Source organism: Lysobacterales bacterium (assembly GCA_014946745.1).
In the GTDB taxonomy this organism is placed as follows: Bacteria; Pseudomonadota; Gammaproteobacteria; order Xanthomonadales; family Xanthomonadaceae; genus Aquimonas.
In genome coordinates this window covers 706,375-729,485 of the sequence record JADCRD010000002.1, presented here as the reverse complement: position 1 = coordinate 729,485, position 23,111 = coordinate 706,375, and the positions used below count along the sequence as shown (strand labels likewise).

The following is a 23,111-nucleotide window of genomic DNA, read 5'->3' as shown; positions in this document are numbered from 1 at the left end:
CGCTCAGCCGCTGTGCGCGTAGGCGCGCAGAGCGTCCAGTGGCACCACGCCGAGGGCGTTCAGATGGGTCGACTGCAGCACCACATCCGGGGCCAGCCCGTGCTCGTAGGCTTCCATCCAGCGCATCGCGCACAGGCACCAGCGGTCGCCGGGCTTCAGGCCCGGAAAATCGTAGTCCGGCCGCGGCGTTGACAGGTCGTTGCCGCGCGACTTCGAGAACGCCAGGAAGCGCTCGGTCATCACCGCGCAGACGACGTGCAGGCCGCGGTCATCGGGGTCGCTGCGGCAGCAGCCGTCGCGGAACCAGCCGGTCATAGGGTCGGTGCTGCACGGCTGCAGCGGCTGGCCGAGAACATTGAGTGCGGTCATCGCGGTGTCCTGGATCACGGTGCGGCGGGGCGACGCACACCCCGAGGGTAGCCGAGCCCGCGTGATCGCCTCACGCTGCTGCGCGCCATCGAGCCGCCGCCAACCCTCACTCCGCCGGCGGCTGCCAGCGGAATCCCGAGCGCTGCGCAAGCGTGTCGGTGTCCAGCACCTCGCTGTAGCGCTGGCCGCGGATGATCCAGGTCGGATAGTTGGTGACGTTCTCGGAGACGCAGGCGAAAGCCACCGGTCCGCTGCGGCCGTTGGGGCTGCACTCGACGTAGGGCAGGTACTTCTGCGCGGCGCCGAAGCGCGCCTTCTGCTGCTGGCAGACCGGACACCAGAAGGCGCCGTAGAACTTCGCCCCGGTCGACTCCAGATGCTGGGCCAGCGCCACCAGGCGCGGATCCTCACGCGGGCCGATCCAGCCCATCGCGCTGGCGTGCATCAGGCCCAGCACGGCCGCCAGCACGATCGCGTGCTGGCCGATCCACGCGCCCCAGGCCGGCTTCACCGCACTGCGCTCGCGCTCAGCTAGCACCAGCACGAAGATCGCGAGGATCACCGCTTGTGAGGCCAGGCACCAGACGCAGACCGCCTGCAGGCCGATCAGGCCCGCCAGGGTGAGGTAGAGGCTGATGACGAGGCCGATCAGGGCGACGCTGAACAAGCGCTTCCAGCGCGCCGCGGGCTTGCCGCGCGAGAGCGCAAGGAACAGCAGCACGAGATAGGTCACGAAGCCCCACACCGAGACCGGCACGCCCAGGAAGCGCGACCAGACGCTGCCCTGTACCACCGCGCAGCTGGAGCCCTCCGCGCAGCCCGCGGGCAGGCTGCCGAACAGCGCACCCCAACTCAGGTAGGCGGTGATCAGCAGGCCCAGCGCGGACAGCGCGATCAGCGCCAGCTCGCGCGGGCGACGCGGCGCCGGTGCGCTGCGCACGGGTGCAGTCTGGGCGGGACGGGGCGCGGGCTTGCTGCGGGTCTTGCGGCTCATGGACGGTCGGTTCCCTGCGTGGGCGGCGGTGATGCGGTCCGCCATTTGAGGCAAGTCGGGGGCAAGGTGCAAGCCTGTGGGTTGCGGCTGCCGCCTGCGTCGAGCATGACTGCGGGCACTTGTCCGCACTTGTTCAGTGCGGCTACTTTCGACCGGACCTGCGCGGGGGCGCAGGCGGCACGCCTACGCGCGCCACTCATGATCGAGCGCCGCACGGGCCGGGAGCGCCTGTACGGCCACCATTTCGGGGATTCCACAATGCGCACCACACTGATCGCGGCCGCTATCGGCGGCGCGCTGCTCGCCGGCATCGCCGCGCTCTGGCAGCCTGAGCCAAGCCCTGCACCCAACCTCAAGCCCTTCGGCGGTGACTTCTGGGCGCACCGGGTGGCCTATCCCACCATGCACTTCAGCCCGAGCTGGTACATCGAGGCCGAAGCCGAAGACGCAAAGATCGCCTCGGGCGTGCCCGCCGGCGAGCAGCTCGCCTATCTGCAGAAGCGCAGCGCCTCGCCGATCCCGCTGGACACCGGCGCCTGGACCTTCTTGGGCCCGCAGCCCAAGGTGTTCAACAACTACGGCCGCGTGACCGGCCGCATCAACGTGATCGCGGTCGATCCGCGCGGACCCGACGTGCAGGGCCGCCACACGGTGTACGCGGCGGCCGATGGCGGTGGCGTCTGGAAAAGCGAGAACTGCTGCGGCGCCGAGACCACCTGGCGCAATGTCACCGACCAGCCCGACATCAACAGCATCGCGATCGGTGATCTGCACATCGATCCGCGCAATCCCGACGTGGTCTACGCCGGTACCGGCGACCTGCGCTACGGCTCGTTTTCGTTCGGCACGGCCGGACTGCTGAAGAGCACCGACCGCGGCGAGACCTGGAGCGTGCTGGGTGCGGACATCTTCACGCCCTTCTATCCGCCGTCCGCGGGCCTGGGCTTTCCGCAGTACCAGGCGATCGGCAAGGTGGTCACCAGCCCGGCCGACTCGAACACCGTCGTCGTCGGCACCAAGACCGGCCTGTACTTCAGCTACGACGGCGGTCAGCAGTGGAGCGGGCCCTGCTTTACCAACCCGCACGCCAGCCAGCGCCAGGACATCACCGCGCTGGAGGCCGTGCCGCGCGCCGGCGGCGGTACGTGGCTCTATGCCGCAGTAGGCACGCGCGGCAACCCGACCCCGGTGCAGCCGGATCTGGGCAACCTGGGCGCCAACGGCGTCTATCGCACCGAGCTGCCGAGCAGCGGCTGCCCGGGCCCGACCAACTGGACGCTGCTGAACACCGGCTGGCCCGCGGGCACCGGCAACGGTGATCCCGCCGGCAAGGTGCTCGGACGCATCGAACTGGCGATCGCGCCGTCCAACCGGCAGGTGCTCTACGCCATGGCAGCGCACGCCACCGCCAGCAATGTGCTTGGCGTCTGGCGCAGCAACGACGGCGGCGATACCTGGACCCAGACCGCCACCACCGCGACCGTCGAGGCCAACGGCTGCGGCAGCGCCGCGGGCGGCGGTTCGCAGATGTGGTACGACGCCAACCTGACGGTCGACCCGAACGACACCGAGCGCGTGCTGCTGAGCGGCGTGGATCTGTATCGCTCGCTCAACGGCGGCGCCAGCTTCCAGAACATCACCTGCGGCTACGGCAACGGCAATGTGCACGTCGACCATCACGCATCGGCCTTCCTGCCCACCGCCACCGGCATCAGCAGCGACCAGGTGCTGCTGGGCACCGATGGTGGCGTCTATGTCACCAGCAACGTGATGTTCGGCACCGGCGGCACTACGGCCGCCAACCGGCCGACCTACCTCTCGCTCAACCAGAGCATGGGCGCCATCGAGTTCTACTCTGGCGACATCAGCGGCAACTTCGCGACCAGCCCGACCCCGGGCGCCAACGGCGGCGCCCAGGACAACGGCAGCTCGTTCGCGCGCTGGAACGGCGCGGCACAGGGCCCGGCGGAATGGACCGTGCGCCTGGGCGGCGACGGCATCTACACGCGCATCGAGCCGGTGCTGGAACAGCGCTGGTACTGGTCCAGCCAGAACGGCAACATCGCGGTGTCGCCCAGCGGGCCGACCTCGGCGCCCCAGACCGCCACGCCTTCGATCGCCGGCTACAGCACCGACACCAAGAGCTTCGTGATGCCTTTCGAGCTGTACCGCCACGGCGCGCTCGATGCGCCCGGCAGCGGCTGCACCGCCGCGGGCGGCTGCAGCTACATGATCCTCGGCACCAACCGCGTCTGGGAAACCCTGCAGGGCGGCATTCCGCGCACCAGCTGGTATCCGAACAGCCCGGTGCTGACCAAGAACACGCTGGGCAACCGCAGCTTCATCAACCAGCTCGCGCATGCCGTGAAGACGCCCAGCGCGGCGATCGCCGGCACCAACGACGGCAACGTCTGGTACGGCTACAACCTCAACCAGGGCACGGCCGACAGCGCCAGCTGGGTCAACGTCACCGCCGCCAATGCGGTGCTGCCGAATCGCCCGGTGATGGACGTGGCGCTGGATGTGCCGAATGCCGCCAACCCCGGCAGCAGTGCGATCGGCTACGCCGCGCTCGGTGGCTTCGACCAGAACACGCCGAACCAGCCCGGCCACATCTACCAGCTGGTCTGCGAGAACCACTGCGCCACCTTCGCCTGGCGCAACATCAGCGGCAACCTGCCCAACATCCCGGCCAACTCGGTGGCCTTCAACCCGAAGAACCCCCAGCAGGTCTTCGCTGGCACCGACTGGGGCCTGTACTACACCGACAACGCCTTCGCCACCGAGGTGGTCTGGCAGCGCTTCGACAAGGGCCTGCCCAAGGTGATGATCTGGGACATGGCGATCGACCGCGGCTTCACCACGCTGGCGGTGTTCACCCGTGGGCGTGGCGCCTGGGCCTGGCCGCTGCCGGCGGCACCGGCCGGTGACGTCTTCGCCGACGGCTTCGAAGCCGCCGCCGCGCCGCGCTGACATATGCGGGGTGCCCTGGCAGGCGGGCTGAGCGGCCTGCCGGGGCGCTCTGCGCGCATGCATTCCGCAGCCGCGCCGGGGTTCCGCCCCGGCGACGGCTTGCCGTCGGTCCGGGCCTTGCATACGGTGGCCACCCCGGCTTCGGCGTTCCGGCCATGGCGATCTTGCAGCCGCGTCCCGCGCGGCCCTCTTCCGAATCTTCACCGCCTGCCAGCGACCCGGCGTCCCGGCACAGCGCGCTGCGCTCGTCGGCCTTGACGCTGCTGCTCGCGTTCGGAGCGGGCCTGCTCGGTGCGGCAACCGGCTCGGGCTGGCTGGCGCTTGGGCTGATTCAGGGGCTGGCCCTGCTGCTGGCGGGCGCCCTGCTGGGCGGCTGTCTGGCTCGCCTCCGGTGGCCTCCGTCGCCCGCCGCGCCTGCGAACGACGCCGCGCCAGCCGTGGATCCGCTCACGGGCGCGCACGGCTTCGAGCAGCTGCAGCGCGACCTTGAACGCCCGTTGGGCTCGGGCGCGCGGGGCCTCGTGGCGGTGCTCGACATCGATGGCTTCCGACCGCTGTGCGCGGAACTGGGCGTCCACGCCGGTCAGCGCGTACTGCTGGGCCTCGCGGAACTGCTGGATCAGCGGCTGCGCCGGATCGATGGCTTCTATCGGATCGGCGATGACGTGTTCGCACTGCGCCTGCCGGGCCTGAAGCTGGAGGAAGCCACGCCCCGCCTGTACGCGCTGCACGCCGAATTGAATGCCGGGCTGTCGCGCCTGCCCGGGCGCGCCACCCTGTCGATCGGCGCTGCTCACGCTGACCCGGACGAAGACGGCGGAAGCTGGCTGGCGCGCGCCCAGGCCGCGCTTCGCGAGGCCCGCAGCGAAGGCCCGAGCCGCGTTTGCGTGGACGGCGGCGTGCGTGCCCAGCGCGTCGAAACCAAGCACGTTCGGCGCGCGCATCCGCAGTTTCTGCCGCCGCCGCGCTGACGGCAGGCGCCGAAGGCGTCCGCCGGTGGTGGCCGCCGCTGCCGGCAGCGCGTTACGCGAACCCGGCGGTCATCGGGTTCCCCCGGGAAAGTCTGAACACCTGCATCCTGCAGTCGTTCAGAGGGCGCGAGTCCGGTGCGGGTCCGCCCTCACTCAGGCTCGATCCAGCGCGCGCTCGATCCGCGAGCGCGCTGGACTGGCGCGCGGAAAGCTCCGATAGCTCAGAGCTTCCCAAACGCCCTTGAGCTCGCGTAAGGCGCTTTGCCAGATGCGCTTTGCCAGGAGCGCCCAGAGACGCCCTCGCTACGGCGTCTGGATGTCTCCGACTCTCCGAGGCCTGCGCCGGCAGTGAACCGGCCTCAGCTGCCCAGCAGGCGCCAGCGCACGTTCTCGCCCGCGCGCATCGGCACCACGGTGTCGCTGCCGAAGGGGTAGGTCTCGGGCACCTGCCAGTCTTCGCGCGCCAGCCGGATGCGGTCGGTATTGCGCGGCAGGCCGTAGAAGTCGGGGCCGAAGTGGCTGGCGAAGCCTTCCAGTCGATCCAGTGCACCGGCGTCTTCAAAGGCTTCGGCATACAGCTCGATCGCGGCATGCGCCGTGTACAGCCCCGCGCAGCCACAGCTGGCTTCCTTGGTGTGGCGCGCGTGCGGGGCCGAGTCGGTGCCGAGGAAGAAGCGCGGATTGCCGGAGATCGCCGCCTCCATCAGCACGCGACGGTGCTCCTCGCGCTTCAGCACCGGCAGGCAGTAGGCGTGCGGTCGGATGCCGCCGGTGAACATCGCGTTGCGGTTGAGCAGCAGGTGGTGCGCGGTCAGGGTCGCCGCCACGCCCTCGCGCGCGGAGCGCACGAACTCGATGCCCTGACGGGTGGTGACGTGCTCCAGCACGACCTTGAGGCGCGGATAGGTCTCGACCACGCGCTGCAGGTGGCGCTCGATGAACACCGCCTCGCGGTCGAAGACATCGACCGTGTGGTCGGTGACCTCGCCGTGCATCAACAGCAGCAGGCCGGTGCGCTCCAGCGCTTCGAACACCGCTTCGCAGCGGGCGAGGTCGGTGACGCCGGAGTCGCTGTTGGTGGTGGCGCCGGCCGGGTAGTACTTCACCGCCTTGACGAAGCCGCTGGCAGCCGCCGCCTCGATTTCCGAGGCCGGCGTGTTGTCGGTCAGGTACAGGGTCATCAGCGGTTCGAAGCGCAGGCCCGCGGGCAGGGCGTCGAGAATCCGCTGGCGATACGCCGCCGCCTCGGCGACCGTGCGCACCGGCGGGCGCAGGTTCGGCATCACGATCGCGCGGGCGAACTGCGCGGCGGTATGCGGAAGCACCGCCGCCAAGCCTGCGCCGTCACGCAGGTGCAGGTGCCAGTCGTCGGGGCGCAGGATCTCGAGCATGGTCAGGGGCCTGGAGGGAGGGCGCGCGGATGTTAGCAGCCGCTCCCGATGACAGGGCCGCTGCGGCGTGGGACTTGCATCGACCAGGCTGGGCGTGCGCCCGAACCGCCGGGATGGGTGCCGTCCCCTCACGCAGGCAGGACGGCCTGCGTGCCGACCGCCAAGCTGGCTGCCCCGCAGGAGTGCTTTGTGCCAAGCCCGCTGCACCGAAACCTGGGTGTCCTGCTGGCTGCGTTAGCGCTCTACCTGCTGGCCGCGTGGCTCAGCGTGGGCTTCATGCGCAGCGCCGACGACATCGCGCTGATCTGGCTGCCGGCCGGCGTCGGGCTCGCGCTGATCATCCTGTTCGGCTATCGCGCTGCGCTGGCGCTGCTGCTGGCGGTGCCCTTGATGCATGCGCTGGTCGCACCTGTGCCCTGGAGCTTTCTGCCGTTCTCGATGCTCGCCAACACGCTCGGCGCAGTGGCCGGCGCGTGGGCCTTCAGCGCCCTGGGCGGCAGTGCAGCGAGCCGGCTCACCGTGGAGACCGGCTTCCATATCCTGATCGGCGCCTTCGCCCTGGCCGCGGTCAGTGCAGTGCTCGGCACCCTCGGACTCACGCTGTCGGGTCTGAGCCCGGCCCATGCCTGGCCGACCACGGCCTTGGCCTGGGCGCTGGGCGACGTCTTCGGAGTGATCGCGCTGTGCGCCACGCTGCTGCTGGCGATGGCGGCAGTACGCCGTCGCCAGCAGGGCGGACGTCAGGACGGGCCGCTGGAGCCTCGCCGCAGCCGCTTCGAGTACGCGCTGTGGTCGATCCTCAGCCTGGCCGTCATCGCCCTGGTCTTCGCCGTGGGCGGGCACAGCGGCAGCCAGGCGCTCGGCCTCGCCGGATTGCCGATGACCCTGCTGCTGTGGAGCGCGATCCGCTTTCCGCCCCTGCTCACCTTCATCCTCACCACCGTGTTCGCGCTGGTGGTGGCGGCCTTCACCGGGCTCGGCATCGCCGGCTTCACGGTGCCCAGCGGCGCGATCGAAAGTGCGGTGCTGGTGGGGTTTCTGTGCATCACCATGGTGGTGCCGCAGATCCTTGCCGGCGCCATCCACGAGAACCGCGTGGCTGCGCTGCGCCTGCTGCGGCGCGCGCTGCGCGATCCGCTCACGGGCCTGCCCAATCGCGCGGCCTTCGAGGAGGATCTGCGCACGGCGCTCGCCTCGCCCAGCGCGCGTCCCCTGCTGGTGGCCTACCTCGATCTCGACCAGTTCAAGATCATCAACGACACCCTGAGCCATGCGGCGGGCGATGCCCTGCTGCGCGAGCTGGCCGGGCTGATCCGCGCTGCTCTGCCCGAGCATGCCTACCTGTTCCGCATCGGTGGCGACGAGTTCGCCGTGCTCCAGCCCGGCTCCGAGGACGAGGATGCCCAGCAGACGCTTGAGCAGCTCTGCGAGCGCATCGCCGACTTCCGCTTCGCCTGGCAGTCCGGGCTGGTCTCGACCCGGGCCAGCATCGGCTGGGTGCTGGCCCGCGAGGGTGAGATCGACGCCGGCGATCTGCTGGCCCAGGTCGATGCCGCCTGCTTCACCGCCAAGGAGCTGGGCGGCAACCGCGTGCAGCGCGCCGACGCCGCCGACGCCGCCGTGCGCGAGCGCACCTCGGCCATGCACTGGGTGATGCGCATCAACGAGGCCCTGGAGCAGGACCGCTTCGAGCTGTTCTGCCAGGACATCTCGCCCCTCCAGGCCGACAGCCAGGGCCGCCACTTCGAAGTGCTGCTGCGCAAGCGCGAACCCGGCACCGGCGCCCTGCTGGCGCCCACCGAGTTCATTTCCGCCGCCGAGCGCTTCGGCCTGTCGGCGCGGCTCGACACCTGGGTGGTCAACCGCTGCCTCGACTGGCTCGAAGAGCATCCGCAGCAGGCGGCCAGCGTGCGCCTGTGCTCGATCAACCTGTCCGCGGCCTCGCTGGTCGACCCGGGCTTCGGTCGCTTCCTGCGCCAGCGTCTCGCCCGCTCCCGCTTCCCGCCGACGCGGCTGTGTTTCGAAATCACCGAGACCGGTGCGGTCAGCGACCTTGGCCGCGCGGTCGACTTCATCCGCAGCCTGCGTGCGCTCGGCTGCCGCTTCGCGCTGGATGACTTCGGCACCGGCTTCTGCTCGTTCTCCTACCTGCCCAAGCTGGAGGTGGATCTGCTGAAGATCGACGGCAGCTTCGTCCGCGAGGCCGCCGACTCGCCGCTGGCGCTGGCGATTGTGCAGTCGATCGTGCAGATCGCCCGCGTCACCGGCCGCCAGAGCGTCGCCGAGTGGGTCGAGAGCCCGGCCCTGGTCGAGCAGATGCGCAGCCTCGGCCTTGACTACGCGCAGGGCTACGCCTTCGGCCGGCCGCGACCGATGGCGGAGTATTTCAGTGAGGCCGGGAGTGGGGATTCGGGAGTGGGGATTCGACCGCAGGTCACGCCGGCAGCGCAGAGCTGAGCCTGCGCTCAGCGCGGCCACCGCGCAGAGCATTCAGCGCGCTATCAAGCCCGCCTGCAGACGCCGCAGCGCCGGCGTCTGCTCACCCCCGCGCGCGTCCATCACGCCCGGCCGCTGGGGTGGGCGCTCGGGTAGGGCGAGAGGTAGGCGGCCTCCTGCCGGCTCAGCTCGGCGCGCAGCGTCTCCGCCACGCTTGCCACCTGATCGCGGGTGAGCGCGCCCGGCAGCGCCGGCGGCGCGATCGGCGTCGGGAAGGGCGCGTCGTAGACCAGCAGGTTGATGGCTTCGACAGGATCCAGGGCGAGGTTGTAGAGCTCCCACTCGTCCGCCGCCGGCTGCGCGCTCCAGGGGTCGCAGTAGCGCACCAGCTTCCACTCGGCGGAGCGCAGCGCGCGCACATGCGCCGGCTGCGGCACCGGGCCGGGCCTGAGACCCGGCCTGAACCGATGCGGCGAAGCGCCTTCTGCAGGTGGCGTGCGCAGCCGGTCGACCGTGGCCAGGAACACCGCGTACTGCTGCTGTGACTGGACATTGTGGGGATCGTCGTCGAGCGGCAGCGGCTCGGTGATCATGTCGTCTGTCGCAAACAGCACGCCCTTGCGCGGCACACCGTCCGGGCCCAGCACCGGGCCGCCGCCCGAGTCGATCAGCGGCAGCAGATCGGCGCCCGGCAAAGGAGCGGCCGTGTGCGTCTTCGACAGCGATCGGCGGGCGCGCTCGATGGCGGCGCGGTCGGCGCCCGCGATCGCCAGCAGCGTGGGCAGAACATCGATGTGGCTGGTCTGCGCGTCGATGCGCTTGGGCGCGTTCCGCTCCGGGTTGTAGCGCGGGTGACTGATCAGCAGCGGTACGTGCAGCGCTTCCTGATAGGCCGCATGCCACTTCTCGATCATCATGCCGTGGGCTGCGCCGTACTCGCCGTGGTCGGAGCAGAACACCACCACGGTGTTCTCGCGCAGCCCGACCTCCTCCAGCGTTTGCAGCACCCGCAGGATGTGCCGGTCGACCATCGCGATCATGTAGGCGTAGTACTGCAGAAACCCCGTCGCCGCGCCCTCCGAATCGAGCTGCAGCTGGAACGGAATCGGAATCGAAAGAGTGGCTTCCACCGCGTTGTTGAGCACGGTCTGCGGGTCACCGCCCATCTGCTGTGCGATGGTCAGCCCCGTCTTCGCCGCCAGGCCCAAGGCCACCTTGTACGAGTAGTCGTACTGCGCGCGTGGCTTGTTGTTGCCGAGCAGATCTTCGTCCTGGGTTGCGGTGGCGCTGGCGCAGGCCTGCGGCAGGCCCAGGGGATTCATCGGAATCTGGAAGCTGCCGTTGCTGGGCGCAGCACTGAGCGTTCCGGGCAGGGGCACGGGCACCGAGCCGCCCGGGCCGAACTGCGGCTGCTGGAGCTTTTCGCCGTCAGGAAAACTCGGCTTGAGCGCCCGCGGCAGCGTGGGATAGGTGGCGATGTCATGCGGGTTGGTGAACGAACACACCGCAAAGAACGGCTTCGGCACTGGCACCTCAGACACTTCCGGCGCAGCGGCCGAAACGCGTCCGCTGCTGCGCGCGAACGGCACACCCAACGCCCGGCCGCGCAGGAAGCTGCAGGCGAGATCGGCGAACTGGTAGTCGCGGTAGGCGCCCAGGTTGTTGATCAGCGAGCCGTGCGGCTCCGGCCAGGACAGCTCCCAGTCGCCAAAGCCGAACCCTTCGAGGCTGTGTTCAGGCGGATCGCTGACGTGCCACTTGCCGAAGTAGTGCGTGCTGTAGCCGAGCTCGCGGAAGTAGTCGCCCGCAGTGGGCGCGCCGCCGGGCTGCAGCCACGGAAAATTGTGTGCGTCGCCGCTCTTGAACAGGCCGTCGGTCTGGGTGACGCCGGTGCGCGGGCCATACTGGCCGGTCATCAGGCTGGCGCGGCTGGGAATGCAGGCCGATTCCGCAATGGTGTGATCGGTGAACACCGCCGCGAACTCGCGCAGCTTGCAGAAGCCCGGAAAGTAGCGAGCCCAGGGATTGCGCTCAGGATCGGCTTCGCCGAGAAAGCTGAGCACCTCCTTGATGCCCTCGGCAAAGCCGCCGCTGTCGCGGCCGGGCTGCGGATAGAGCAGCTGATCGACCAGGATCAGCAGGATGTTGTCGCGCGAGCGCAGCGCGCCCACCGCGTCCTGCAGTGTCTCCTTCCGCGTCTGGGTGTCGTCGCCCTGTGCTGCATCGGCAGTGCTGTTCTGGCCCTGCATGACTATCGCTCCGTGTGCGCATGGTGGAAATCCGCGAGGCCTCGTGGCTGTCGCGACTCAGGTCCTATGCTGAGCGACAGCGCTGTCAGCACAAGCTGCTGAATCTGACAGGGGCGTGCGCGGGCCGTCGGCCGCCCTTCGCACGCCGCGGGCAAAGGCAAACGCTGGCGAGGGCGAGGGCGAGCGCAAGCGCAGCGCCTGTCAGGTGGCGCTGACAAGCGACGTACGTGTCGGCACCCACGCTTCCCGAAAGGTGCCCCAGATGTCCCACGCACTTCGCGCGTTCGCCGCACTCGCCCTGCTGTTCGTCAGCGCCGGTGTCCCTGCGCAGTCGCTCAGCGGTTTCGTCGATCCCAGCTTCAACGGCTACGGCTTCGCCCAGGGCCCGTTCCTTGGCGAGAACGAACGCTTCAGCAGCAGCGCCGAGAATGCGCAGGGCGTGCTGGTCGCGGTCGGCAGCCAGGGCAGCACCAGCTCGCGCTGTGTGCTGGTGCGCTATCGCGATGGCGCGCCGCAAGGCTCGGGCGGGCTGTCGCTGCCGGGCTTGAGCTCGCTGTTCTGCAGCAAGGTGCTGGCCCTGCCGGACGGCCGCTTCCGCGTGCTCGGCTTCGGCCTGCAGGGCAACGGCCGCTACTCCGGTCTGGTCATCGGGCTGACGGCAGAGGGCGTGCTCGACACCGGCTTCCAGCAGCAGGGCGTGCGCGTGCTCGAAGCCGACTTCAGCTGGCGCGAGAGCACCGCGCAGACCCTGCTGACTTCGGCGACGCTGGATGCGCAGGGGCGGGTGCTCGCCGTGGGCCGGGTGATCAACGCCGGGGACAACAGCCAGCGCGGCCTGATCCTGCGTCTGCTGGAAGACGGCAGCCCGGACCCGACGTTCGCGGTGGACGGCTCCCGACCGCTGGCCGACTACAACCCGCCGCGAGTGCTGGGCGTGAGCACCGCGCTCGACAGCAGCGGCCGCGTCTATGTGCTGGGCATCACCAGCAACCCGGGCATTCCCGACGCCGGCGTGATCTTTCGCCTGCTCGACGATGGCGCCGTCGACACCGGCTTCGGCAGCGGCATGGATGCGCCGCTGCGGACCGGCGACGGAGGCCGTGGCTTCGTGCGTCAGTGCTATCGCGTCAGCAGCCTGCTGCTGGACGCGCAGGACCGAATGCTGCTGGGCTGCCAGCCGGATACGAGCGGCACCACACCGGGCCCGATCCTGGAGCCCGGCGTGCTGCGCCTGCGCGCCGATGGCCAGCCCGACGGCAGCTTCAGCGGCGACGGCTACGTCGAACTGTTGCCCTCCGCGCTCTTGGCGGGCGTGCTTCTGCACGCCCCGCGGGTGGCCTTGAGCGACAGCGGTGAACTGGTGGTGGGCAGCACCCTGTGGCGCGGTTCGGGCAACGCCGATCCGCAGGACATCTACATCACGCGGCTGCGCGAAGACGGCAACCTGGTCGCCCGCTTCGGCGAGGGCGGCAGCCATCAGTCGCACTACACGCGCGAGCTCTGGCGCAGCAGCGATGGCCGCAACGACGAACTGGGCGAGCTGCGCCTGGACGCCCGCGGTCGCGTCGTCATCACCGGCAGCCAGGCCGATCCGCTCGCGGGCGTGGCCGGCACCGCGAGCCTGATCGCCCGCCTCGGCATGGCCGACCCCGAACGCCATGCGGGCTTTCTCGACCCCGACCACCGCACCCGCGTGATGCGTATCGATGAAGTCAGCGGGCCGCGCCGCTCGACCATCACCGAGGATCTGCGCATCGACGCCCAGGGCCGCGCGCTGATCGCGGGCACGCTGTATCTCGAAACCTCACCGGTGAGCGCGGTCTGCGGCGTCAGCCGCCTGCTGCCCGACGGCCAGCCCGACGCCAGCTTCGCCGGCAACGGCGAGCGCGGCCTGAGCCTCGTCGCGGGCGGCGAAACCTACTGCAACGCGGTCGAGCCCCTGAGCGCGGGCGGTCTGCTGCTGGCAGGCTCGCGCGGTGGTGCCGCGGCCGGCGGCGTGGTGATCAAGCTGCGCGAGGACGGCAGCATCGACACCGGCTTCTGGGGCGATGGCGTGCTCGACAGCGGCAGCGAACTCGGCCTCAACGCGCGGCAGATCCGGGTGCGCTTCAGCGCGGTCCGGCAGGACCCGCAGGGGCGGATCGTGCTGCTCGGCAACGGTGTCGCCACGGGCCCGCAGGATCCGCAGCTGCGCTGCGGCTTCGACCAGCCGAATGACGAGTGCGCCGTGCTGGTGCGGCTGCGGGCCGACGGCAGTCTCGACACCGGCTTCGGCAACGGCGGCCTGCAGGTGCTGGTCTCACCGACCAACCCTTCGCGCCTGCGCGCGAACGGGCTGGCCTTCGATCAGGCCGGGCGGCTGCTGGTGGCGGGCAGCGACGGCTCAACCACGTTCGACGAGTCGGCCGTGCTGTTCGACATCGCCGAAGACGGCCAGGGCCCGCGCAACGCGATCCGCCTGCGCAGCAGCACCGGCTGCCGCTTTGCCGGCAACGCGCTGGCGGTCGACGCTGGCAATGCGCGCCTGCTCGGCTGCAGCCTGGGCACGGGCGGCGCGGTGCTGCGCCTGCTGCCGAACAACGCGCCCGATCTCGACTTCGGTCTCGCCGGTGTGGTCGCCATCGACTTCGATCCCTCAAGCGGCGGCGACAGCGCCTCGATTGCCGCGGTCCTACCGCAGTGGGACGCGAGCGTGATCGTGGTCGGCACGCAGACGCAGGGCGCGCCCTGGGCGGCAGCGTTCGGCGGCGCCGACCTCGCGGTGACCAAGCTCGATCCCGCCGGCAACCGCGTGGGCTACCCCGACTTCGGCGCGGACACGGGCACGCGCCTGCGTTTTCCGGATCGGCCGGGCGCGTACGACGAGTACCCGGCCGCCGCGGTGCAGCAGGCCGATGGCCGCTTTCTGATTGCCGGAACGCTCGCCGACGCCCGCCCTGGGGTACCGCAGCAGGACAACACGCGGATGTTCCTCACGCGTCTCGGCAACCCGCAGCCGGTGCCGCTGTTGCCGGAGATCTTCCGCGACGGTTTCGAGTAGGCGAGGCGGCCGTCGACAACTACGTCTGGATGACGAGGACCCGCAGCCGCAGCTTCGCGCACTGCGGGTCCTCGCTCGGGCTCAGGCTCAGAGCGACTCGAAGCCGTCAGCGAACACCGGGCTCAGGGCATAGCGACCGACCTCGCTGGTATTGCCCTCGGCGTCGGTGGCCAGCAGCTGCACCGCGCCGTCGGCCAATGCTGAGAGCGGCAGCTCGATCGACACCACGGTCTGCGCCTCGGCCAAGGTGATCGTGCGCTGGGCCAGGTGTTCGAGCAGATCCGCGCCGCGCCCGCGGAAGGCATCGACGCGCAGCGGATAGGTCGCATTGCCCGGCGCGCTGTCGACGCGCAGATCGAGGCGGAAGCGATCGGCGCCGACCGGTACGGCGTCCACGACGTCGGGTGAGTTCTGCAGGCGGTTGCCGCCGCTGTCGGCATCGCCCGCGTCGTTGGCGGTGGGGCCGTCGGCGAAACTCGTGGCGGAGGTGTCGATCGCCATGCCGCGATGGCCGATGTGCAGGTTGCCGGCGGCCGCCACCCGCGTGCAGGTGCCGACCAGGATGCCCTGCGCGCCGCCGTGGGCGATGAGGTTGGATTCGCCGGCGCCGAAGCCACCGATCTGCACGCTGCAGGCGCCGCCGGCGAACAGCAGGATCGAAGGCTGCGGCTGGCTGGGGCTGGCCGCATTGCGGCCGTTCGGAATCGGCAGGCTGCCGCTCCAGTCGGTGCCGATGTGGTTGCCCAGCACGCGCAGGTTCGGAAACGTCGCCGGCGCCGTGCCGGCACCGAGCTGGATCGCGGTGAACTCGTTGCCCGAGATGACATTGCGCGCCGCCGGCGTGGTGCCACCGATGACGACACCACGGAAGCTGGTGAGGTCGATCCCGTAGCTGCGGTTCGCAATGGCCGCAGTGCCGGCGGCATTGGTGCCGATCAGATTGCCGCGGATGCGCAGACCGTTCGGCACCGAGAACGACACGATGCCGCTCAACAGGCCCGACAGCACGTTGCGCGCGGCCGGCGTCTCGCCGCCGATCACATACGGCCCCTCGCCCTGCACGCGCACGCCGATACCGAGGCCCGAATTGCCGGTCTGCGACGGCGCGGTGCCGCGGATGTCGGTGCCGAGAAAACAGCCCTCGACGCGATGCGCCGCACCGCCGCTCAGCACCACCTGCGAGGCGAAGCGGCTGATCGCCAGCCCGCGCAGCACGAGTTGCGCATTGAAGTTGGCACTGCTGCTGTCGATACCGGTGTTGGACGACTGCCCGGCATTGCGCAGCTCGACCTTCAGCACGGCGTTGCTGCCGCCGGCCTCGGGCGACTGCGTGTTGGCGAGCGCGCCGGGCTGGGTGTAGCCGTCGATCTCCAGATCACCCGCGTTGTTGGGCATCGCGCTCTGCGCCTCGATGCGCCAGTGCGCGCTGGCCGGCTGGTAGCCGGGGTCGCTCTCCAGCAGCGCGAACTCGATGCGGTCGGCGCCGGGCAGGCCGTTGGCGGCGAGGATCGCGCCGCGCAGCGAGCAGTCGGCCGGCGCCGGCGTGCAGGCGCTCAGCGCGGCATCGCTGCTGGTGTCGACGGTGAGCACGGCGGCCTGGCTGGGGCCGGCGATGAGCAGGGCGGCGGTCGCCCCGGAAGCTAGACGATTCATGGGCAGTCCTCGGGTCGAAGTGCGGGGTCGGCGTCACTCGCTGCAGCGCAGGTAGCCGTCCTCGATGCGCAGCGCGCTGCCAGCGCTGCTCATCAGCTGGCCGGTGAAGCGCGCTTCGACGCGGACGGGGTCGGCCGAGACCGCGAGCAGCTCGACGGTGATGTCGAAGCCCATCGCGCCGCCGTTGAGAATGCGCGCGGCATCCAGATTGGCCAGCTGGATCGTGTGCACCCAGGAGGCGCTGCTCTGCAGGTGCACGCGCCCCGGACCGTCGACGCCGGTGAGGTTCAAGTTGAAGGTCTGCTCGTTCGCATCCTTCGGGCCCAGCGAGGCGCTGACCAGCACGGCGCGGTCCATCCCCGGCGGATGCACGGCGCAGAAGAACTCGCGGTCGGCCTGCCAGTCGACGCCGTCGACGCGCATGCGCACGACGTTGCCGGTTTCAGCAGGGGGCGCCGCCGCAGCGGCAGCGGTGTTGGGCGCCGAAGCGGTCGCGGCGGGCGCCGCGTCGCGTTCAGCGGCATCGCAGGCGCCGAGCAGCAGCAGGCAGGGCAGGGTGAGGGGCAGCAGACGGCGCATGGGCGGAACTCCAGGTGGGCTGCCCGCACGTACGCCCTTGTGTGCCGGCGCCTGACAACGTGCAGGCAGCCCTTTGCGGAGCAGGTGTTCTTGGAGAAACCCGAGGTAGACCGCTCGCGCTTTTTGCAGCCTGTTTGCAGGCGACCGCGGCCTGCGCCCTGCACACCCCCAGCCGGTCGCGAGCAAGCTCGCTCCTACAAACAGCCGGGCTTCGCGGGGGCGAAGATCAATCGGCTCGCAAGCACTCCGCTTCTTCAGAGGGCGCCGCACGCGTAGCCCGCGCACGCGCCCCTGTCAGGTGCCCGCTCCGCAGGACGTACGTGCCCGCATGCACCCGATCCCGTCCGCCCGTCGCTCTCGCCCGCTCGCCCGCAGGCGAAGTCCGCCGCAAGCCCCGCGCCCGGCTCGGCTATCCTGCGCCGTGGCAAGGCGCGGGAAGCCAGGCATGACGACGTTGGGCGAGGCGGACATCACCGGCTGGCTGGCGCGCTGGGGCGAGGGCGATCTCGACGCGCTCGATCGCGTGCTGCCGCAGGTCTACGACGAGCTGCGACGCCTCGCCGCCCACACCCTGCGCGGCCACCGCGACCACGACACCCTGCAGCCGACCGCCCTGGTGCACGACGTGTTCGTGCGCCTGCTCGGCGCGCGTTCGGTCGACATCCGCGACCGCAAGCACCTGTTCACGACCGCGGCCAAGCTGATGCGTCAGGTGCTGATCGATCGCGCGCGCGCCGCCCAGCGCGACAAGCGCGGCGGCGGCCAGTGGCAGCAGGTCGAATGGGTGGAGCTCTTGCATCTGCCCATCGAAGCCGACATGGATCTCGCCGAACTGGATGAGGCCTTGAAGGCCCTGGCCAAGCACGACGAACGCATGGCGCAGATCGTCGAGTGGCGCTGCTTTGGTGGGCTCGAAGTGCTGGAGGTCGCGAACCTGCTGGAGGTCGACGAACGCACGGTGTATCGCGACTGGGCGATGGCCAAGGCCTGGCTGCGTCAGGCGCTGGATGCCACGTGAGCCACGCGCCGGACGCGGACTTCCAGCGCCTGCGCGCGGCTTTCCACGACGTCTGCGAGCTGTCTGACGAAGAGCGTGCGCAGGCCCTGCGCGACTGGCAGCAGCGCGATGCCGCCTTCGCCGCGCAGCTGCAGGGCTTGCTGAGCTATCTGCATGCCGACGACCTGCAGCCACCGGCGCTGGACCTGCCGCGTTTCGGCGCCTTCCAGGCGCGTGAGTGCATTGGCTCGGGCGGCATGGCGGACGTGTTCCGCGCGGAGCGCATCGGCGCCGAGTTCGTACAAACAGTGGCCCTCAAGCGTCTGCGTGCCTCGCGTCTGGATGGCCTGCAGCAGGCGCGCTTCGCGCAGGAGCGGCAGCTGCTGGCGCGGCTCGATCATCCGAATATCGCGAGGCTGATCGACGGCGGCATCAGCGCGCAGGGGCAGGCCTGGTTGGCGATGGAGCTCGTCGACGGCGCCTCCTGGGCGGAGTGGGCCGCGCGCACGCCGGGCTATGCCGAACGGCTGGCGGTGTTCCGGCAGGTGGCCGAGGCGGTGGACTACGCGCATCGGCATCTGGTGGTGCATCGGGACATCAAGCCCTCGAACCTCCGCCTGACCCGTGACGGCCTGCCCAAGCTGCTCGACTTCGGGATCGCCAAGGGTCTGGACGAAGACGCTGACGAGCTCACCCAGAGCGGGCTGCGTCTGTTGACCTGGCGATACGCCGCGCCAGAGCAGATCCTGGGGCAGGCCGCGACCACGGCCACCGACATCCACGCGCTCGGCGTGCTGCTGTTCGAGCTGCTGAGCGGCGAGTCGCCGCACGGTGAGACGACGGGCAAGCCTCTGCCCTGGGCCGAACGCATTCTGCAAGGCCCGGTGCGACGCCTGCCTGCGCGTCTGCCCGTGCACAACGCGCCGACGGGCTGGCGTCGACGCGCGCTGGAGGCCCTGCTGGCGCGCTGTCTGGAGAAGCCACCCGAGCGCCGCTATGCCTCGGCCTCTGCGCTGCTGGACGACCTGCACGATCTGCAGCATGACCGTGCCCTGCGCAGCGGCACCGGCGGGTTCGCGCGCCAGTGGCGCTGGCGGATCTGGCGCCATCGCCGCAGCCTGGCCGTGTTTGCGGGCCTGCTCCTGGTCGCGGTGCTGGGCGTCGTCAGCACCCTGCGTCAGGCGCAGCGCGCCGAGCAGCAGGCCGCGCGTGCGGAAGCGCGCTTGAGCGCGCTGCTGGACGTGATCGGCGGCGCCGTGCCCGCGGAATACAGCGGCCATGAGCCGCGCAGCGTCGACCTGCTGGTGGCGGCCGCCACTCGACTGCAGCAGCGTCACGCCGACGACCCGCTGCTGCTGCGCCAGTCGCTGGGCGATATCGGGCACGCCCTGCTGAATCAGGGCCAGCCGCAGGCCGCCGTGCCGGTGCTGCGCGCGGCCCTGCAGGCGCAAGCCGAGGAGACCCAGCCCTCCGCCTCCGTTCGACTCAGTCTGCTCAAGCTGCTGGCGTTCTCGCTTGAACTGCCAAGCCAGCGCAGCGACCTGCGCGCGATCGCCAGCGAGGTGGAGTCCCTGTGCAGCCATCCGCGGGTGAGCGACTCGCAGCGCATCGACGTGCTGGGCAGCGTCGCGGGCGCACTGTCCAAGCAGGGCGATTTCGATCGTGCCTTCGAGGTGCTGGACACGGCCAGCGCATCGCTGAGTGCCGCTGAGATTGCGCCCTCCGCACGCGAGAACTTTCTGCGTCAGCAGGCCTGGGTCTACCTGCGCGCCGAGCAGTTCAATGATGCGGTTCGAGTCTTCAGGCAAGCCGTGGCCCTGATCGAATCGCAGCCGGACGCCTTCGTCGCCATGCGCCGCGCCGAGGCCTACGCGCTGCTCGCGCAGGCCGCGCTGGGCGCGGGCGACAACGACGCAGCGCTGTCAGCATGGAAGCAGGCCTGGCCCGACTACCAGCGCGCCTTCCCGGAAGGACATCCAGAGCGTGAACGCATCAGGGCCTTCGGCAAGCAGGCAGAGCAGGGCGTCCTTCGCAGGTCGCCCTGAGCGCTTCGAAGCCTCGCGTGGCAACTGAGTGCTCAGCTCCCCTCTCCGCGCGTCGACTGGGGACTTTGCATCCCTCTCCGCGCGTCGACTGAGTGCTGTGCTCCCCTCTCCCCTTGTGGGAGAGGGGCCGGGGGAGAGGGGGCGATCTTGCCGCGAGCGTTCCCCCCTCTCCCCAACCCCTCTCCCTCCAGGGGAGAGGGGCTCAACAGCAGCCTGTGCTCTGCACGCAGCTTGCGGCCTGCACCCAGCTTGCGGGTCGCGAGCACGCTCGCTCCAGCGAACAGCCGTACTGCGCGGCAGGGCCAGCGGGCCGCAAGCATTCCGCTTCGTACGCCTGCTGTCAGGTCCACCCCCCATCCAGCGTGTGTCGCAGCAAAGGCGCCTTCCCGCGCCGACCGCTGAGAACCGCAGATGACACACCCGATCGCCCGGCTCATCGCACTCGCTCTGCTGGCCACGCTGGCGCTGGCGGCACAGGCCAACGGTCAGCTGGATACCGGCTTCGGCCCCGTCGCCAGCGGCAAGGCCACCACCTTCTTCCCCATCGACGGCAGCCTGCAGCGCGGCGCCACCCGAGTCATCAAGGTACTGGTGCAGGCGGACAACAAGACGCTGCTGATCAGCAACACGCCGACGCCCTTCGGCTCGCAGTTCGCCGGCAACAGCCAGATCGGCATCACCCGCTTGAACGCGGACGGCTCGCCCGATACCAGCTACGGTCCGCGCGGTCAGCAGCTGTTCGATGCTGGCGTCGATTTCGAAGTGAGTGCGGTCGACGCCGCGCTTCGTGCCGATGGCGCGGTTCTCGTGCTCGGCACCTTGTTCGGCCCGTTCAACCAGAGCGACATGGCGGTGTGGGCGGTGCTGCCCAACGGCAGCCTCGACTCGAACTTCGCCAGCGGCGGCCTGCTGCGCATCCGCCGCGGCGGAACGCCGTCTGACATCGCCGGCGCGATCGAACCCTACGAGTTGAACCTCAACCGCTTCATGATCGCCGGCGCGATCCGCGACGGTGACAGCGGCCCGCGCGACCTGATGCATGTGGTGCTGTTCGCCAACACCGGCCAACTCTGCGGCGCCGCCGAATGCGGCAACGTCATCGGTGGCAACGTCGGCCAGCCCAACCCGTGGTACGCGCTGCGCATCGGCGCCAACTTCGATGTGCAGGTCGCCGACCTCGCCGCCGAGTACGTGCCCGGGGCCAGCGTGCCGCTGCGCTTCCGAACCCTGTTTCGCCGCGGCATCGTCAACTCGCAGGGCCAGTTCGACACGGCGGTGGTCGGCACCTCCTTTCCTTCGGCAACGCCGGGCTATGGCATCGACCCCCAGTTCGGCAGCAACGGGTTCCGTAGTCTCTTCTTCAGTGCCGCCCCGGAGTTTCGACACAACACCGGCAATCGACTGGCCCTCCAGCGGCGGGGCGGCAGTTCGCGGCTGATCGTGGTCGGCTACGCCGCCAACGCCAGCGACACCGACCCCTCGATCGGCGTCAGCGTGATCGACACTGTGACGGGCGCGAACGATCCGGGCTTCCTCGGCGGCGCAGCTTTGAGCTTCGACTACACCGCCAGCGGCATCCACGGTGACGCCTATGCCGCCGACGTGCTCGCGACGCCCGACGGCAAGATCCTCATCGGCGGCGGCTACGAGTACGCGGGCTTCAGCTTCGGCGATGCCGCCCTCGTCCGCCTCAATGCCGACGGCAGCTTCGACAGCAGCTTCGGCAACCTCAACCTCGGCCTGCCGGGCCGGATGGGCTACGGCCACAGCCTGTTCGGCAGCGACCGCGACAACCGCCTGGACGGCATGGCCCTGTCCGCCGACGGCGAACGCGTAGTGTTCGGCGGCTATGCCTATGCCAGCAACGACGGCAGCTTCTACGGCAGCGCCATGCGGGTGCGACTGTATGCGCAGGATCTGCTCAGGGATGGGTTCGAGTGAGCGGCTGCGAACGGGAGGTGGCAGGGCGGTTCGACTGCGCGCTGACTTCCAGCGCCGACTGCTCCGAAGAAGGCGCTCAGGGTGCTGTCTGAGGCCGGCATCTCGTCCGGCTCTGGCGATGAACGGCTGCAAGCGGGGGAGCGAGAGGTCAACCGCTGGCCCAGAGCGGCGCTAGGCTGGCGACCCCTTGGAGAGGTCTGCGCGGAAGCCCTCGCGATGCGTGTCGCGAGTCGTGGTGCAGCACTTCGACAAACCCTTCCAGGGCGCGCACTCGCCCCACTCCCATCCCGTCATCCCAGGAGGAGCCGACATGCTCCGCAGTCTCGCCCTGATGCTTGCCGTCCTGCCGTTCCCGGGCATTGCCAAGGAACCCGCTCCCAGCGCATCGGCGCCCGCCGCCGAGCAGGCCACCGCGTCAACGCATCGCATGGCGGGCTGGAGCCCAGGCCTTTCCAACACGAAGATCTCTGGCGCCAGCCACCTGCGCCCCCTCGGCTTCGTCCCCGACCTGTTGTTCGATGGGGAACGGGATCCCGTGGGTGCGACAGCGCTGAATCGAAATGAGACCACCGTGCAGAACTATCGCGTTGCGGAGGGCACCAAGGCCTATCAGCTCACGATCGCCCGGGGCGTCGACTGGTCGTGGGGCGGTGAAATCACCTGGCCGCGAACACTGGTCAAAGGCGAGACCGTGCATTTTCAAGGGTCCTTTTACTTCCCGTCGGCCACCTTCGACTGGACATCCAATGCCGAGGGCGCACACCTGAAGTTCCTGCGCTTTCGTACCGAAAGCGCCTCAGGCGCGAACGAGGGCTATCAGGACATCTACATCGACAACGCCTGGGCTTCAGGCCCAGCCAGGGATGGGCACCTCAAGCACATATTCGAAGGCTCTGCCGCGTGGACCGATTCCGGCGTGAATTTGGTCAAGGATCGCTGGGAAACCGTCGAGTTCCAGGTGACCTTTGACGACGTCCCGGTGGACGCGGGCGGTCAAGGGCGGGTGAGGTTGTGGCGCTACAACGGCAACCAGATGCAGCTGATTCTGGACATCACCGACCGGAAAACGCTGGTCTCTCCCACCTCGGTCGCCGTGTTCATGTACGTCTTTTCGTACTGGAACGGTGGCTCACCGCAGGACAACGTCATGCAGGCCGATCGACTGGTGCTGCAGTTCGACCAGTCCAGGCTGGTGGAGACAGATGCACACGGCAACAAGATCATCGGCGGAGTCAGTGCGGTCGGCGCGCTGTTCCGCGACGGTTTTGAATGAGGGCACAACCCGGATCATTGGCGCGGATCAAAGTGCAAGTTCCGCGGACAGCTGCTGCGCGGGCGTGTGAGGCCCGCTGATCGTTTCCTCCCCGCTCGGCGCTGCAGTGTCTCCTCGATCACCTGTCGGAAGCGATCCGCAGCGAAGGCGTGCCGGCACTGCGGGCGCTGTCTGACGCCGTCGACATCCTCCGGCGTGCT

Annotated in this window: 14 protein-coding genes; 8 read left to right on the top strand and 6 right to left on the bottom strand. The window is 69.8% G+C overall.

Translation table 11 applies throughout. The annotated features are described in order from the left end of the window. Positions 1–3 precede the first annotated feature (3 nt). Both H4O13_15220 and H4O13_15215 read right to left on the bottom strand, forming a co-directional pair. Entirely contained in the window at positions 4–369 is a 366-nt protein-coding gene (locus H4O13_15220; GenBank protein ID MBE5316740.1) for a DUF2237 domain-containing protein, read from the bottom strand. A 106-nt stretch (positions 370–475) separates the two neighbouring features. Further along, positions 476–1,363, bottom strand: a complete 888-nt coding sequence (locus H4O13_15215) for a vitamin K epoxide reductase family protein (protein ID MBE5316739.1) — start codon at positions 1,361–1,363, stop codon at positions 476–478. Positions 1,364–1,621: 258 nt separating this feature from the next. Here H4O13_15215 and H4O13_15210 point away from each other — a divergent pair, with 258 nt between their 5' ends. Together H4O13_15210 and H4O13_15205 are read left to right on the top strand one after the other, a co-directional pair. Continuing rightward, the gene (locus tag H4O13_15210) at positions 1,622–4,336 is read left to right on the top strand and encodes a hypothetical protein (protein ID MBE5316738.1); all 2,715 of its coding nucleotides are present in this window, start codon (positions 1,622–1,624) and stop codon (positions 4,334–4,336) included. Between the two features lie 254 nt (positions 4,337–4,590). Beyond that, positions 4,591–5,307 carry a GGDEF domain-containing protein gene (locus H4O13_15205; GenBank protein ID MBE5316737.1) on the top strand — a complete coding sequence of 239 codons (717 nt, stop codon included), beginning with the start codon at positions 4,591–4,593 and terminating at the stop codon, positions 5,305–5,307. 359 nt (positions 5,308–5,666) lie between these two features. Here H4O13_15205 and pyrC read toward each other — a convergent pair whose 3' ends face one another. After that, positions 5,667–6,704, bottom strand: a complete 1,038-nt coding sequence (gene pyrC, locus H4O13_15200; GenBank protein MBE5316736.1) for a dihydroorotase — start codon at positions 6,702–6,704, stop codon at positions 5,667–5,669. Between the two features lie 144 nt (positions 6,705–6,848). On the opposite strand from pyrC, the gene H4O13_15195 reads away from it, so the two are divergent. Next, positions 6,849–9,155, top strand: coding sequence for an EAL domain-containing protein (locus tag H4O13_15195; GenBank protein ID MBE5316735.1), 2,307 nt, complete (start codon positions 6,849–6,851; stop codon positions 9,153–9,155). Between the two features lie 101 nt (positions 9,156–9,256). On the opposite strand, the gene H4O13_15190 is transcribed toward H4O13_15195, so the two are convergent. Continuing rightward, positions 9,257–11,383 (bottom strand): sulfatase-like hydrolase/transferase, encoded by a 2,127-nt coding sequence (locus tag H4O13_15190; GenBank protein ID MBE5316734.1) that lies wholly within the window; start codon positions 11,381–11,383, stop codon positions 9,257–9,259. 262 nt (positions 11,384–11,645) lie between these two features. Between H4O13_15190 and H4O13_15185 the strand changes: the two genes are divergently transcribed. Then, the gene (locus tag H4O13_15185; GenBank protein MBE5316733.1) at positions 11,646–14,423 is read left to right on the top strand and encodes a hypothetical protein; all 2,778 of its coding nucleotides are present in this window, start codon (positions 11,646–11,648) and stop codon (positions 14,421–14,423) included. Between the two features lie 87 nt (positions 14,424–14,510). Here H4O13_15185 and H4O13_15180 read toward each other — a convergent pair whose 3' ends face one another. Further along, a complete protein-coding gene (locus tag H4O13_15180; protein ID MBE5316732.1) occupies positions 14,511–16,076 on the bottom strand; it encodes a hypothetical protein in 1,566 nt (521 codons plus the stop codon). A gap of 33 nt (positions 16,077–16,109) precedes the next feature. Continuing rightward, complete coding sequence (locus H4O13_15175; GenBank protein ID MBE5316731.1) at positions 16,110–16,655, bottom strand: hypothetical protein; 546 nt, start codon at positions 16,653–16,655, stop codon at positions 16,110–16,112. A gap of 445 nt (positions 16,656–17,100) precedes the next feature. On the opposite strand from H4O13_15175, the gene H4O13_15170 reads away from it, so the two are divergent. From H4O13_15170 to H4O13_15155, 4 genes are all read left to right on the top strand, one after another. Continuing rightward, complete coding sequence (locus tag H4O13_15170) at positions 17,101–17,673, top strand: sigma-70 family RNA polymerase sigma factor (protein ID MBE5316730.1); 573 nt, start codon at positions 17,101–17,103, stop codon at positions 17,671–17,673. After that, positions 17,670–19,697 (top strand): serine/threonine protein kinase, encoded by a 2,028-nt coding sequence (locus tag H4O13_15165; GenBank protein MBE5316729.1) that lies wholly within the window; start codon positions 17,670–17,672, stop codon positions 19,695–19,697. The genes H4O13_15170 and H4O13_15165 overlap by 4 nt, the downstream gene beginning before the upstream one ends. 411 nt (positions 19,698–20,108) lie before the next feature. Continuing rightward, positions 20,109–21,638 carry a hypothetical protein gene (locus tag H4O13_15160; GenBank protein ID MBE5316728.1) on the top strand — a complete coding sequence of 510 codons (1,530 nt, stop codon included), beginning with the start codon at positions 20,109–20,111 and terminating at the stop codon, positions 21,636–21,638. Between the two features lie 310 nt (positions 21,639–21,948). After that, positions 21,949–22,911 carry a hypothetical protein gene (locus H4O13_15155; protein MBE5316727.1) on the top strand — a complete coding sequence of 321 codons (963 nt, stop codon included), beginning with the start codon at positions 21,949–21,951 and terminating at the stop codon, positions 22,909–22,911. Positions 22,912–23,111 lie beyond the last annotated feature (200 nt).

Excerpts from the sequence above, each read along its gene's own strand:
- H4O13_15220 (MBE5316740.1), bottom strand. The coding sequence starts at position 369 with ATGACCGCACTCAATGTTCTCGGCCAGCCGCTGCAGCCGTGCAGCACC.
- H4O13_15215 (MBE5316739.1), bottom strand. The coding sequence starts at position 1,363 with ATGAGCCGCAAGACCCGCAGCAAGCCCGCGCCCCGTCCCGCCCAGACT.
- H4O13_15210 (MBE5316738.1), top strand. The coding sequence starts at position 1,622 with ATGCGCACCACACTGATCGCGGCCGCTATCGGCGGCGCGCTGCTCGCC.
- H4O13_15190 (MBE5316734.1), bottom strand. The coding sequence starts at position 11,383 with ATGCAGGGCCAGAACAGCACTGCCGATGCAGCACAGGGCGACGACACC.
- H4O13_15185 (MBE5316733.1), top strand. The coding sequence starts at position 11,646 with ATGTCCCACGCACTTCGCGCGTTCGCCGCACTCGCCCTGCTGTTCGTC.
- H4O13_15180 (MBE5316732.1), bottom strand. The coding sequence starts at position 16,076 with ATGAATCGTCTAGCTTCCGGGGCGACCGCCGCCCTGCTCATCGCCGGC.
- H4O13_15175 (MBE5316731.1), bottom strand. The coding sequence starts at position 16,655 with ATGCGCCGTCTGCTGCCCCTCACCCTGCCCTGCCTGCTGCTGCTCGGC.
- H4O13_15170 (MBE5316730.1), top strand. The coding sequence starts at position 17,101 with ATGACGACGTTGGGCGAGGCGGACATCACCGGCTGGCTGGCGCGCTGG.
- H4O13_15160 (MBE5316728.1), top strand. The coding sequence starts at position 20,109 with ATGACACACCCGATCGCCCGGCTCATCGCACTCGCTCTGCTGGCCACG.
- H4O13_15155 (MBE5316727.1), top strand. The coding sequence starts at position 21,949 with ATGCTCCGCAGTCTCGCCCTGATGCTTGCCGTCCTGCCGTTCCCGGGC.